Source organism: Clostridium sp. Marseille-P2415 (assembly GCF_900155545.1).
Classification (GTDB): domain Bacteria; phylum Bacillota; class Clostridia; order Lachnospirales; family Lachnospiraceae; genus Lacrimispora.
In genome coordinates, this window is record NZ_LT732526.1 from 2,602,691 (window position 1) to 2,617,253 (window position 14,563).

9 protein-coding genes, 2 tRNA genes, 2 rRNA genes and 2 other annotated features are annotated in these 14,563 nt (G+C 42.4%); of the genes, 1 reads left to right on the plus strand and 12 read right to left on the minus strand.

What is annotated here, in order from left to right; genetic code table 11:
- Positions 1-274: a sequence feature (16S ribosomal RNA rRNA prediction is too short), on the minus strand.
- A 70-nt stretch (positions 275-344) separates the two neighbouring features.
- Positions 345-1,208, minus strand: a sequence feature (16S ribosomal RNA rRNA prediction is too short).
- An 853-nt stretch (positions 1,209-2,061) separates the two neighbouring features.
- From BQ9856_RS16790 to BQ9856_RS16825, 8 genes are all read right to left on the minus strand, one after another.
- Entirely contained in the window at positions 2,062-3,162 is a 1,101-nt protein-coding gene (locus BQ9856_RS16790; protein ID WP_235839238.1) for a family 43 glycosylhydrolase, read from the minus strand.
- A gap of 7 nt (positions 3,163-3,169) precedes the next feature.
- Positions 3,170-4,027, minus strand: a complete 858-nt coding sequence (locus BQ9856_RS16795; protein ID WP_077612060.1) for a hypothetical protein — start codon at positions 4,025-4,027, stop codon at positions 3,170-3,172.
- Positions 4,028-4,414: 387 nt separating this feature from the next.
- Entirely contained in the window at positions 4,415-5,074 is a 660-nt protein-coding gene (locus BQ9856_RS16800) for a cupin domain-containing protein (protein ID WP_235839239.1), read from the minus strand.
- An 11-nt stretch (positions 5,075-5,085) separates the two neighbouring features.
- On the minus strand, positions 5,086-5,928 hold the full coding sequence (locus BQ9856_RS16805; RefSeq protein ID WP_077612061.1) for a Rossmann-like domain-containing protein: 843 nt from the start codon (positions 5,926-5,928) through the stop codon (positions 5,086-5,088).
- Positions 5,925-6,734 carry an ABC transporter ATP-binding protein gene (locus tag BQ9856_RS16810; protein WP_077612062.1) on the minus strand — a complete coding sequence of 270 codons (810 nt, stop codon included), beginning with the start codon at positions 6,732-6,734 and terminating at the stop codon, positions 5,925-5,927. Before BQ9856_RS16810 ends, BQ9856_RS16805 begins: the two co-directional genes overlap by 4 nt.
- Positions 6,731-7,756, minus strand: a complete 1,026-nt coding sequence (locus BQ9856_RS16815) for a FecCD family ABC transporter permease (protein ID WP_077612063.1) — start codon at positions 7,754-7,756, stop codon at positions 6,731-6,733. The genes BQ9856_RS16810 and BQ9856_RS16815 overlap by 4 nt, the downstream gene beginning before the upstream one ends.
- Positions 7,753-8,937: an ABC transporter substrate-binding protein gene (locus BQ9856_RS16820; RefSeq protein ID WP_077612064.1), complete on the minus strand. Its 1,185-nt coding sequence runs from the start codon at positions 8,935-8,937 to the stop codon at positions 7,753-7,755. Before BQ9856_RS16820 ends, BQ9856_RS16815 begins: the two co-directional genes overlap by 4 nt.
- A gap of 97 nt (positions 8,938-9,034) precedes the next feature.
- A complete protein-coding gene (locus BQ9856_RS16825; protein WP_077612065.1) occupies positions 9,035-9,697 on the minus strand; it encodes a Crp/Fnr family transcriptional regulator in 663 nt (220 codons plus the stop codon).
- A 186-nt stretch (positions 9,698-9,883) separates the two neighbouring features.
- On the opposite strand from BQ9856_RS16825, the gene BQ9856_RS16830 reads away from it, so the two are divergent.
- The gene (locus BQ9856_RS16830) at positions 9,884-10,276 is read left to right on the plus strand and encodes a transposase (RefSeq protein WP_235839240.1); all 393 of its coding nucleotides are present in this window, start codon (positions 9,884-9,886) and stop codon (positions 10,274-10,276) included.
- Positions 10,277-10,628: 352 nt separating this feature from the next.
- On the opposite strand, the gene BQ9856_RS16835 is transcribed toward BQ9856_RS16830, so the two are convergent.
- From BQ9856_RS16835 to rrf, 4 genes are all read right to left on the minus strand, one after another.
- A tRNA-Gly gene (locus tag BQ9856_RS16835) sits at positions 10,629-10,701 on the minus strand.
- 101 nt (positions 10,702-10,802) lie between these two features.
- Positions 10,803-13,689, minus strand: a 23S ribosomal RNA gene (locus BQ9856_RS16840).
- 366 nt (positions 13,690-14,055) lie between these two features.
- Positions 14,056-14,128 (minus strand) — tRNA-Ala (locus tag BQ9856_RS16845).
- Positions 14,129-14,135: 7 nt separating this feature from the next.
- Positions 14,136-14,253 (minus strand): 5S ribosomal RNA (gene rrf / locus BQ9856_RS16850).
- Between the last annotated feature and the right edge of the window lie 310 nt (positions 14,254-14,563).

Here is a 14,563-nt window from a genome sequence, read left to right on the forward strand (position 1 = left end):
GTAGCCCAAATCATAAGGGGCATGATGATTTGACGTCATCCCCACCTTCCTCCAGGTTATCCCTGGCAGTCTCCTCAGAGTGCCCAGCTTTACCTGCTGGCTACTAAGGATAAGGGTTGCGCTCGTTGCGGGACTTAACCCAACATCTCACGACACGAGCTGACGACAACCATGCACCACCTGTCTGGAATGCCCCGAAGGGAAGGCCCCGTTACGGACCGGTCATTCCGATGTCAAGACTTGGTAAGGTTCTTCGCGTTGCTTCGAATTAAACCACATGCTCCACCGCTTGTGCGGGTCCCCGTCAATTCCTTTGAGTTTCATTCTTGCGAACGTACTCCCCAGGTGGAATACTTATTGCGTTTGCGGCGGCACCGAAGAGCTTTGCTCCCCAACACCTAGTATTCATCGTTTACGGCGTGGACTACCAGGGTATCTAATCCTGTTTGCTCCCCACGCTTTCGAGCCTCAACGTCAGTTACAGTCCAGTAAGCCGCCTTCGCCACTGGTGTTCCTCCTAATATCTACGCATTTCACCGCTACACTAGGAATTCCACTTACCTCTCCTGCACTCCAGCTCCACAGTTTCCAAAGCAGTCCCGGGGTTGAGCCCCGGGCTTTCACTCCAGACTTGCAGCGCCGTCTACGCTCCCTTTACACCCAGTAAATCCGGATAACGCTTGCCCCCTACGTATTACCGCGGCTGCTGGCACGTAGTTAGCCGGGGCTTCTTAGTCAGGTACCGTCATTTTCTTCCCTGCTGATAGACCTTTACATACCGAAATACTTCTTCAGTCACGCGGCGTCGCTGGATCAGGGTTTCCCCCATTGTCCAATATTCCCCACTGCTGCCTCCCGTAGGAGTTTGGGCCGTGTCTCAGTCCCAATGTGGCCGGTCACCCTCTCAGGTCGGCTACTGATCGTCGGCTTGGTGGGCCGTTACCTCACCAACTACCTAATCAGACGCGGGTCCATCTCATACCACCGGAGTTTTTCGCACCGTGCCATGCAGCACTGTGCGCTTATGCGGTATTAGCAGTCGTTTCCAACTGTTATCCCCCTGTATGAGGCAGGTTACCCACGCGTTACTCACCCGTCCGCCGCTCAGTCAATTTGGATTCCACCCGAAGGCTTCCTCCAAACTGCTTCGCTCGACTTGCATGTGTTAAGCACGCCGCCAGCGTTCATCCTGAGCCAGGATCGAACTCTCATATTATAATGTTGTTCAATCCGGGGTCAAAATCAACTAACTAGCTAATTTATTTCCCGTTTTACTTGTTGTTTGGTTCGTATACAATTGCTTGTATTCGTTCTGAATTTTCTCATTCAAAGCCATCAAACATGGCTTATTTTTTAGAATTTTCAGGGTTTTACATACTGTTCAATCTTCTGTTTTCAAAGTGCTTATTCTACTGTCGCTACTTTAACAGCAACTTACACAGAATATCATAACCGGTTGTTCTTGTCAACCGTTATTTTCAATTTCTTCAAAACTTTTTTCATCAATCAACGATGTGTTTCAAAAGAAATCTTGCCGCCGTTTTCAGCGGCGAGTTATATCATACCAAAGCAGATGACAAAAGTCAACACTTTTTTCATCTTTTTTATTTTTCTTTTCCAGCTGAAAAAACTCCTCAGATTCGGCGGATCATACCCCTAAACAAACCGGAAGAATTTGATATTAAATGAACCGGATTTTCACTACTTCCAGAAAAACCGCTATAATAACTTCTTGATTTAATCACAGCAGCAAAAATCCGCCCATTTAAAAGAATCACAACCGTTTTATCTGCGTTTAAAAAGCTACATGTACCTTATTATCCGTATAACGCGAAGCAGTGCGTGACGGTACTGTACTCCATGAAAAGCTCTGAAATTGCTGTTCCAGCCATTGGTATTCGTCTTAATTTTATGATTGCAGTAAAAAAAGTAAACAGCCGGAGACATTGCTCCATACTTCCTATCCCCGAGCTGTTTTTTTGTTTTCATTTTAAACATTCGAAACTGCCTTGGATACGCATTCACAGAGTCTCCTCTTAACTTTAGCAGTTATTATCTCAACTATTCAAGTTCAAAACTGAGAAAATCCACACTGCCTTTCCCTTCAAATCTAAAAAACAGCCCATACACTCCATCCGGAATTTCAGCTTTTCCGGTAAAATCTTTCCATACCTTGGATTCACCAGACCCTGATCCGGCAAAGATTTCAGCACAAATCTTACCATACGGTTCTGTTGTAATTAAAAATTTTCCTTCCGTATTTCCGCGAATACATACCGTTATTTTTTTTACTCCGGAAAACTTAAAATATTTAAACCCGGCAACTGCGCCATTTCTGATATTAGCAATATACTGATTCGGATGGCTTTCCCGGTCCGGCCCATCCTGTGTAAAATATGGATATTCACTTTCCGGGTCCTTTTTCCGCAAAAAGGCGACACCTGTCTTTCCCCATAAATTACAGGCAATTCTTGCCTCATATATGCCTTTTCCACGCAGAGGCCCCCCGTTTAATCCACAGGATGTAAGTTCTGCCTGTGGTATGAAACCATCGGGAAGGATCCTGATTTCTTCCGCACCCCCCTGCCTGCTATATTGCGTATGATTTGTTTGACGGTGATAAAGCACAAACCACCTGCCATTGATAAACTCAATTCCTCCATGTGTATTTCCCGGAAAATTTACACGATCTTTCCTGCCATCAATTCCAATGTCACAAATGTCTATCAGCACACCGCCGAACTGATAACCATAATCCGGATGCTCACTCACAGCATAACACAAGGAGGAGCTATTTACGTCCGAATATACAAAATAATAGCTTTCACCAATCTTTCTTACAGAACTTGCTTCATAAAATTCATATCCTTCAAATCCTGTTCCTGTGCTGTTCAGAATGGAAGGAATGAGAGCTGCCGGTCCTTCCTCGATTGTGAGCATATCCTCCCGCAGCTTCATAACCTGTGAAGACTTATTTTCGGTGTCTCCTATATGCCGGGGTGCATTTCCTGAATACAAATAAATACTTTTATCACTATCAATGAAAATTCCGGGATCAAACTGTATATAATCCCCTTCTCTCCTCCCCAGAATGCTTCCATCCGGATGCTTTACCATGCCTAAATATTCATATTCTCCTGCGGGGGTATCACAGACAGCCACACCGATCTCAGGCAGAACATCCAGGCAATAATACAGATAATGCCTTCCGTCTGACCCCTGCTGATTTTCCGTTAACCAGGACCTCTGCAGCCTCGTATGCCTTGCCCAGATTCAGCACGCATTGCTTTTCCTGCCTGCCTAACCATGTTTTATAATAAATATAGCCTGCAAAATCCGGACGCCACTTGAAGAAATCCTTTAGCCTTGATGTATTGTCAATATATTTTGTTTTATCCGGACTTTGATAAGAGGCTGCGGATATTTCAAATTCGAATTCTCCTTTTTCCTCTTGCAGGACGATATTCTCCATAGCGTCTGACTGATACCTTCTGTCCGACTCGATCAGATAGACCGTCTCTGCCGGCTCCAGGTTAAGAAAAATCTTCCCATCCTTCCAGTCAGATCGTTCAGTTAAGCGATTCTCATAGGGGTCATAAACATACATATGGGTATTTTCATTCTTATGTAATTCGATTGCCGTATTCAGCGCATGGAGTGTAGATTCATTAAAAAACATATGGATTCCAAGGTTCTCTGTATCATGGATATAGTGGTAATATCTCAAATATGGAATCTTATCTGCTGTCTCTATATCATTACAGCCATGGTATTTTGCAATTCCGGCAACTTTATCCAGGGTTATGGCTGATGCAAAAAAATCTCCCTCTTTCATTTCATCAGAAGTCACCTGATAAACCGGAAATCCGGACTCTTCAGCCGCTTTCAGCCAATTTCTTAAGGCTTCCGGATATTTTTGTGCAGCTGGTACAAACAGACAGCGGTAAGATACCCCTTCTCCATAAAGCATCGCGCCTTTCCATTCCATAGAAAGCAGTTTTTCCATTGGAACCACATCATAATCCATTTGACTTTCCATAAGCTCTTTACAGATTGAATTGGATGATTACGTTAACTGGGCAAAAAATTGACAAAATTCTTTATTTTGATAGCGTACGTTAGTTTTTTTGTTAAAATATCGTGTTAATATAAAGTGTATCGTTTTTAAGCTCAGGTATTTCCTTTTCCCCTGCCTGAGTTTATATTATCGGTAAATTATGAACATAAAAAATAGCGTTTTCATCATGGCTAAATGAAACGCTATTTTTTAATTTAAGTAATACCTTTATTTCGAAATTATTGGTAACAATATAATAGATCTTCCTAAATACTATAAACAAGCATTAAGATCTATAGATCTTGACAGCTTGGAGCCGATAAAAAAACTCAACTTAATTATATGGGGCCAATAAGCTTATTCTAAACTAAGCAGTAATGCCATTTTGAATTTTCCTTCTGCCTTAACACTATGAAGTCCATTTTTTTCAAAACGAAAGTTTTCACCCTCTCTTATCTTATAACTTTTTCCTTCATAGATAATTGTTGCCTTTCCTTCCAATGCAAAAAATAATGCATCCCCAGGTGCCTTGTGTTCTGAAAGCATACAGCCATCATCAAACGCCAGTATCATAAATTTCATACCTTCGCCAGATGCAAGGTCAATATTAACAATGCTCCCCTCCTCATATTCTATAAGATTCTTTAAATCGAATACCTCATTGGCTTTTAAAATTCCGTTCATTTTACTCCCCTTCTCAAATAGTATTTCTGTGTATATGAGTCCCTTTTCTTCTACGGATTTAATTCCGCAAAATGTTCCCTCATGTAAGAAAATTATATTTTGTGAATTCATCTGCAGCTTACAATTACCATTTGTACCGACATTAAACAGACCTGTTCCATAGGCCCCAATATATATAACAGGATTTTCATAAGCTTCTGAGCTTATATCAGTGCCGCTTCCCAGTGAAAAGTGGTGCACCATAGACTTATTGCCTATTTTCGCATTTGTCGAAATTGTCATTCCTGATTTTGGCACATGCTTTTTTGAAATGGAATATACTCCTGTTTGCAAAATACTGCCTCCTATGCTTTTTTACTAAGCTCATAGCAATCCATATAAGATAAATCCATTCCTTCCGGAATCGCTGCAAACGTAGACTTATAATAAGCTTCCTTATCCCTTACGGAAGCACTGAATATATAATTATATCCGAGATCAAACAGATATTCCGGACACAATTCAGCGCTTGGACCATAAATTCCTCTGATTTTCGCATTTTTACATGTGTTAAGAATATCTTTGTAAGTGTTATTTACAATGGTGCAGCCAGTCATTACCACAATATCCAGACTTTCAAGTACCTCTTTATGTTCAAGGGCATTGCCTCCAAGATGCCAATGGATGTTTTCCGGATATACGTTCGTCTCATTTCCAATCTTATAATTTAAAATTCCCTTGGGGTCCCGAAAATCAAAAGCATGAAATTCCTTACACTTACCAAGAAAAACTTCATTATATAGTCCATAACCTATGATTCCAACCTTTTTATCTTTTACATTATAGTCAAAAATGCGCCCTTCTGTTCTGGTAATTTCTCTATCTTTCAGTCTTTCTGCGGAATTAAATGGTTTGCTTAAAAGATTGCATAAACAAGCTGCTATTGTTCTGAGTTCCGGATCATACCGTTTAATAATTTCATAAACGCAGTCATCAGCAGGTCTGCCAAGGAACGATTTTAATAGTTTCTCATATTCTTCAAAACTTTTTTCCTGTCCCACTCGCAGAGACATGGATAATCTGTCATTGGTATCCGATACCATGAACCATCGGTATCCCATTACAAATTCTTTTACGATTGGCATAGGTTCCTTATATTTATCATAGTTTTTCTGTATCATTTCCAATGCTATGCTTAAATCTTTCATAAGCTTCCTCCTTTATGGTTCGTAATTGAAATTGGAACGATGCTCTTTACGATACGATCGTTATATTGAAACTCATTCACTGCAACATTCACATGAAATGCTTTTGAAATATTCTCTTCATTAAGGATATCCTGAGTCTGCCCATATACATACTCACCAGTACTATTTAGCATGAGCGTTTCATCCGAAACAGAAATTGCATTCGTTGGGTAATGTGTATTCATAACAGCACATATCCCTTCCTCATGGGCCATACGCTCAATCAGACTCAGCACCAGTATCTGATTATGGAAATCAAGACCTGTTTCTGGTTCATCAAGAATAATGAGATCCGGCCTGTTTATAAGCGCTTTTGCTATAAGCACCATCTGCAGCTCTCCCTCACTCATATGGTTACAGTCTTTGTTTGCCAGTCTCTCTATCCCTATTTGCTTCATTATTTCTTCCGCCATCTCTATATCTTTGATGCCTGGCTGTTCAAAGACTCTAAGATGTGCACTGCGTCCAAGAACAACCATCTCAAGACCTGTAATTGAAAATGCAAATGCATGAGACTGAGGGATATAGGAAACCTTTGACCACAGCTTTTTTGAATTTATACCTTTTATATCTTCTCCATATAAAAAGCTTTTTCCATCCACCCAGTCTAAAAGCCCAACCATACATTTTAACAGGGTTGTTTTCCCTACTCCATTGGGGCCAAGTACGGATAGGATCCGGCCCTTATTTAATTTAAAGTTAATATTCTTTAATACCTTTTGCTGACCTGGATAGCCGAAACTTCCATTCTGTACTTCAAGGATCAATGTAAGCTCCCCCTATTTCTTTTTAGCAATGATATAAATACCGGTGCTCCAATAATTGCGGTAAGGATGGACAACGGAAGTTCAATGACACTAATGCTTCTTGAAAATGTATCAATAATAATCATAAAACTGGCGCCAATGCTGATTCCTACAGGAACCACATAACGATTGTTGCTTCCTACAAGCATTCTTGAACAGTGGGGGATCAGAAGTCCTATCCAGCCAACCTGTCCACACATGGAAACGCATGAAGCTGTTATGACGGTAGCCGCCAGTACGAAAACGAAACGTGTTTTCTTTAAATCCATTCCGCTTGCTCTTGCCTCATCACTGCTCAGTGATAATATATTTAATTTCCATCTCATCAGATATATCACCGCAATGCCTGCAAGTATGAGTGGTGAGCCTACCATGATTTTTTTATAGGATGCACTTGTAAAGCTTCCCATAAGCCAATAGGTAATGGCCGGAAGTTTATCTAAAGGATCAGCAGTATATTTCAATAAAGAACCTACTGCATTAAACAATGCCGATATGATTACTCCAGCCAGTACAAGAAATATTACCGACTGCCCATTCCTGTCACTTGCCAGTACCATCGTAATCCACACAGCAAAAAGTCCAAAAGCTAATGCAAGCAACTGAGTCTCCATGATGCCCATGGACATAATAATGGCAATGATCGCACCCACACAGGTTCCACTTGTAACACCAAGTACATCTGGTGTTGCAAGCGGATTAGAAAAAAGTGACTGGAAGGCATTTCCTGCACAGGTAAGACCAGCTCCAACAATGATTGCCATTATGATTCTTGGTGCTCTTAAATTTATAACAATGGAATAGTTCTGACTTTGTCTGTTCCCCTTTGCTGCATCAGATAAGGTATTTATAACCTCTATAATAGAAAGATTCATTCTTCCTATACACAAGCTTATAAGTGCAGAAGCAATTGGTAATAGAATCATTGCCAGTATCGCAGCAATCGTGAATTTGTTATGTCTGACCCAAACTGTATTTTTCATCGTAATTGAAGCATTCCCTTCATTTCTTCATCAGTAATTTCGTACCCATAAAAGTTCTGGTAATAATCACGTATTACTGTTTCCAGAGGATAGTCTTTAAATTCTTCCGGATAAGTATTGTATGCAAGCCAGGCTAATACAAGCGGTGCATCCGGATTCGGGGTGAACCAGTTCCACATACCCAGTGTTGTATTATATACACGTTCGTCTTTTACTGCCTGTATTGTTGAAAAATCTACTCCCTCAACTTTATTATCTATTACATCCTGCCTGTTTAGCTTTAGCAGACCCGGTCCGTTTAAAAATAATACCTGTGGATTCCATTCATATATCTGTTCAAAGCTAACCTGTGCAAATCCCTTTGTCTCCCCTGCAACATTTTTAACTCCCAGGTGCTGCAGCCAATAATCACCAAAGACGCCTTTTCCAGAAACCTGAGGAACCCCATCGATCAGCTTAAATAAAATCATTGTACTTGGACGCTTATCCTCTGGAATATTCTCAATTCTGGTTTCCACATCTTCAATGATCTTATTGCCTGCTTCAATAAAGCCATCCATCTTGCCTTTTTCTCCGAATACCTCTTCAAGAAGTATCAGCCACTCTTTATATCTTTCAATTGGATCTGCAGGGGAATCTGCTCCTACTGTCGCAAATCCTATGGATGGAATTCCACTTGAAGCCAATATTTGCGCATGCTCTTTATTATTTGCATTATAGAAAATCACATCTGGTTTCAGCTTTATGATCTCCTCTATATTCAGCTCCGATTGCGCATATACGGTATCTGATGATTCAAGCAGCTCAGGCGCAATATTTTTTAATGCAGTCTCTGATATGGTTTCCTTAAAGGAACCACTGTATCCGACAATATGGGGTGCTGAACCTTTAAAATACGCCATGTAGGTAGACAAAATGGGGATCTGATCGATGATAATACGATCGATTTTATTTGGAACTTCAACACGATTTCCACCATGATCTACTACTATATGAGTTCCTGACAGCTGGCTGTCTGCTTTGGAATCTGTTTCACTTTCCCCACCAGCAGTTGTTGTTTCTTCCGATACAGATTCTACCGCAGATGAGGCAGACGTATCTTTATTATTATTTGAAGCACAAGCAGTTAATAACAACATGGATGCTAATAAAAGTGAAGTTGTTTTAAATCTTAATTTCATAATATCCTCCTTATTCTGTTAGTTATGGCTAACTCATATATAAGTTTATACGAAAAAAAGGATTATTTCCATTGCAATTGCAACGAAAGTAATCCTTTTATTGATAATTATTTACTATGAATACATTTTTTCTATAATCGATCAGGCCCTCTTTTTTCATTCTGCCAAGTTCTCTTGATAACGCACTTCTCTCAACACCAAGATAGTCCGCCATTTCCTGTCTGTTCATATCGATCAGGCATCTATCCCCTTCTAAAGGAGTATATTTTAACAGGGTCCAAATTTTGTCACGTATGGAACGCCTGCTCATAATATGGATCCTTCGATTCTGTTCAAGATTTACAAAAGCGGTCTGCCTCAGCAAATTAGCCGTTACCAACGATGCAAACCGACATCTTATCGCTTCCTGACTAAAAAGCTTTGACATTTTTAAAAATAGAATTTTAGTTTTTTTGGATGCAATAACAGTCACAAGGGAAGGCTGGTCTGTGATACAGGAATGGGAGCAGCCAAAAGAATCCGAAGGGATAGCCACCCTAATACTGGAGTCATCTCCTACGGTTCCCGGTACAATAAGTTCCACCTTTCCCTCTAAAACGATACCAGCATTGGTAATCATATCTCCACAATTATATATTATTTCACCTTTGCCATAGAGTCTGGTATGTCCTTCCAAACAATAGAGGACATGTTTTATAGTCTCATCATCGGCCATTTGAAATATATCAGATTTTCTTAAAATTCCAAAATATTCTTCCATTTATTCTCCATATGCAGTACGTTAGTTATAGCTAACTCTATATCATTTTGCTTTCTTTGTCAAATAAATGCAGGCGATTGCTTCGAAACTTTTGACCAAATCACTCTAATACAGATAAATACAAGTTTTTTTCATAACACGGTTAAAAGCTGCGAAGGAAGGGATCTTTCTACATATAGTCTTCCTATGGGCAACGAATTGACACTAATGACCAATCTTTCTAAGCAATACAGCGGTAAGCAACTTCAGGATTTGTATTATCAAAGATGGGAAATAGAGAAAAAATATCATACCTTAAAAAATAAAATGAAATTTGAGAATGTAACAGGAAAAGCTATAGTATATGTGTATCAAGATTTTTGTGCACAAATACTCGTTTATAACATGATACAAGATGTCAGGAATGCTGCCAATGCCAATTTAAGAAAAAACCATAAGGGGAAAATATATAAGTATTCCATGAAAACCAACGAAAATATAGCGATAGGCTTATTTAAAGAAGAAATGATTAAAATTCTTTTAAAAATTAATCCCTTAAAAAGAAAAAAGCGACTGACAGAATTACAGACTGAAATATAAAAAGCATATTTTACCTGTAAGAGAATTAAAAAGCTCCGAACGGAAGAAAAACATATCAAACAAATATAAAAATAATCAGAAGAACAGTTTTTAAAATGTCCATACTATCCAATTTAATGGGTAGTACGGGTATTTTTAGGAAAAGTAAATCATGATTGGGATAAAATGTAATCATAAATAACAAATATTATTTCAACAGTATAATTTAGTCAATTAATGATCTGTTCAAATTCATTGTTAATTTTAAGTTTATGATGTTGTGCTATGCAGGTGGTTTATTAAAAGACTGCCACACAAACAAAAAACAGCCGGACCCCCTTGTAAAACAAGGTTCCGGCTACCCAATAAAAAAAGCGCGAGACGGGACTCGAACCCGCGACCCCGACCTTGGCAAGGTCGTACTCCACCAACTGAGCCACTCGCGCTTATTACATCTTATCTTCTTCTTTTGTCGGGCATATACCCTCAAAACCACACATTGTTATATATCTTCTTCATCCGTTCTTTTCCTCTTACCTAAACCAACCTGGTTAAGCCCTCGACCTATTAGTGACAGTCAGCTACACATGTTGCCATGCTTCCACCTCTGCCCTATCTACCTCGTCGTCTTCAAGGGGTCTTACTCTTGCGATGGGATATCTCATCTTGAGGGGGGCTTCACGCTTAGATGCCTTCAGCGTTTATCCCTTCCCGACTTGGCTACTCTGCCATGGCTTTGATCGCCAACAGATACACCAGAGGTCAGTCCATCCCGGTCCTCTCGTACTAAGGACAGCTCCTCTCAAATATCCTACGCCCACGCCGGATAGGGACCGAACTGTCTCACGACGTTCTGAACCCAGCTCGCGTACCGCTTTAATGGGCGAACAGCCCAACCCTTGGGACCTACTACAGCCCCAGGATGCGATGAGCCGACATCGAGGTGCCAAACCACTCCGTCGATGTGAACTCTTGGGAGTGATAAGCCTGTTATCCCCAGGGTAGCTTTTATCCGTTGAGCGATGGCAATCCCACTTTATACCACCGGATCACTAAGTCCTAGTTTCCTACCTGCTCCACCCGTCGGTGTCGCAGTCAAGCTCCCTTATGCCTTTGCACTCTTCGAATGGTTTCCGTCCATTCTGAGGGAACCTTTGAGCGCCTCCGATACCCTTTCGGAGGCGACCGCCCCAGTCAAACTCCCCGCCTGACATTGTCCCCCAGCCAGGTCATGGCTGCAGGTTAGAAATCCAATACCGCAAGGGTGGTATCCCAACATCGGCTCCACAAAGACTGGCGTCCTTGCTTCATAGCCTCCCACCTATCCTGTACATGCAGTACCGAATCCCAGTATCAAGCTGGAGTAAAGCTCCATGGGGTCTTTCCGTCCTGGCGCAGGTAACCAGCATCTTCACTGGTATTTCAATTTCACCGGGTGCATTGTCGAGACAGCGCTCAAATCATTACGCCTTTCGTGCGGGTCGGAACTTACCCGACAAGGAATTTCGCTACCTTAGGACCGTTATAGTTACGGCCGCCGTTTACTGGGGCTTAAATTCAGAGCTTCGCCTTACGGCTAACCCCTCCTCGTAACCTTCCAGCACCGGGCAGGCGTCAGCCCATATACCTCACCTTTCGGTTTTGCATAGACCTGTGTTTTTGCTAAACAGTTGCTTGAGCCTATTCTCTGCGGCCTGGTTTCCCAGGCACCCTTTATCCCGAAGTTACAGGGTCATTTTGCCGAGTTCCTTAACAATGCTTCTCCCGCCGGCCTTAGGATTCTCTCCTCATCCACCTGTGTCGGTTTACGGTACGGGCACATATCACACAATAGCGGCTTTTCTTGACAGCCCCTACAGAGACTTCCCTACTTTTGTTCGGTACGCATCACACCTTCCTGTTGTTAAGCGGATTTTCCAGCTTAACCAGTCCAATGCTTGCCCCGGTCTTTTCATTCCCGGGTTCTCCCTCGGTTCTGTGTCCCCACAGTTCTGATGATATGCGGTACAGGAATTTCAACCTGTTGTCCATCGGCTACGTCTTTCGACCTCGCCTTAGGCCCCGACTTACCCAGAGCAGATCAGCTTTACTCTGGAAACCTTAGATATTCGGCCTGGAGGATTCCCACCTCCATCTCGCTACTCATTCCGGCATTCTCTCTTCTTAACACTCCACATCTCCTTACGGTAATGCTTCTGTGCGTTAAGAATGCTCCTCTACCAATCATTTCTGATTCCACAGCTTCGGTGTCGTGTTTCAGCCCCGGACATTTTCGGCGCAGGACCTCTCGACTAGTGAGCTATTACGCACTCTTTGAATGTGTGGCTGCTTCTAAGCCAACATCCTAGTTGTCTCTGAAATCCCACATCCTTTTCCACTTAACACGCACTTTGGGACCTTAGCTGGTGGTCTGGGCTCTTTCCCTTTTGACTGCCCAACTTATCTCGTGCAGTCTGACTCCCGTACATCATCTGGCCGGCATTCGGAGTTTGATATTCTTTGGTAAGCTTTGACGCCCCCTAGGAAATTCAGTGCTCTACCTCCGGCAGACTAATACGAGGCTAGCCCTAAAGCTATTTCGAGGAGAACCAGCTATCTCCGGGTTCGATTGGAATTTCTCCCCTACCCACACCTCATCGCCACCCTTTTCAACGGATGTGCGTTCGGTCCTCCACCGCCTTTTACGGCAGCTTCAACCTGGACATGGGTAGATCACCCGGTTTCGGGTCTACCTTTACTGACTCATTCGCCCTATTAAGACTTGGTTTCCCTTCGGCTCCACACCTTGAGTGCTTAACCTTGCCAGTAACGGTAACTCGCCGGACCGTTCTACAAAAAGTACGCGGTTCCACTTATAATGTGGTTCCACAGCTTGTAAACACAGGGTTTCAGGTTCTTTTTCACTCCCCTCCCGGGGTCCTTTTCACCTTTCCTTCACAGTACTATGCGCTATCGGTCACTAAGTAGTATTTAGCCTTGGAGGGTGGTCCCTCCGACTTCCCACAAGGTTTCTCGTGTCTCGTGGTACTTTGGATCCTGCTCGCTGACTATTGCTTTCCCATACAAGGCTTTCACTTTCTATGGCCGGTCTTTCCAGGACCGTTCTGGTAACAAATCGTCTCACTTATTGCAGTCCATAACCCCGCCATGCACGCATGACGGTTTAGGCTCCTTCCATTTCGCTCGCCGCTACTTTGGAAATCGAGTTTTCTTTCTTTTCCTCCGGGTACTTAGATGTTTCAGTTCCCCGGGTTCCCGACGTATGGCTATGGATTCACCATACGACAGCTGAGGTTTGCTCAGCTGGGTTTCCCCATTCAGACATCTCCGGATCAAAGGATATTTGCTCCTCCCCGAAGCTTTTCGCAGCTTATCACGTCTTTCATCGGCTCTTAGTGCCAAGGCATCCACCCTGCGCTCTTTATAGCTTAACCAATCGATCTTCGCCTGCGGGTGCGGGCTTGGATCTAAGATACATAGCGTTGTATCTCTGGTCTTAGGTTGTTATTTCACCGTACGTTACGGCTACTTTAACGAGTTATTGTTTGGTTACATCTTTCAATGTAACACCTCGGATGTCTTGATTTTGTCTTTATATATAAAGACTCTATCTAGATATATTTCAATATGTGGTTTTCAAGGTACATGCGCGATGCAACCAGAAGCGTGCACAATGGAATGGAAAACTGTGTTGAAAGCTTGCTTTCATAAGCAGTTTTGTATTTCATTGTATAGGCGTAAAACGCCGTGACTTCGAAAAGCGTTAGCTTTTCGAAGTGCCGCTTCGTAACAGCACCGAATGGAGATGGAGAGATTCGAACTCTTGACCCCCTGCTTGCAAGGCAGGTGCTCTCCCAACTGAGCTACACCCCCATAATAAATCTGGCACCCACCTGCTCTCCCATGCCGTCTCCAGCATAGTACCATCGGCCGCTTAAGTCTTAACCATCGTGTTCGGGATGGGAACGGGTGTCTCCCCTAAGCGCATCGGCACCAGAAATCTTTTGTCTTTCCTAGTGTTTCCTATTCAATTATTTCCTTCAAAAACCAAAGACTCAACAGTATCTAAAACCCTCACCACTCTCACTAAATTCAGCTTCGCTTCATTAAGTGTTCGGGTGGGCTTTCACACTAAACTCGATAATACCTCGTTAAGTGTTCAATGCCTACTTCTTCTTCCTTAGAAAGGAGGTGATCCAGCCGCACCTTCCGATACGGCTACCTTGTTACGACTTCACCCCAGTTATCAGTCCCGCCTTCGGCAGCTCCCTCCTTGCGGTTGGGTCACTGACTTCGGGCGTTACCAAC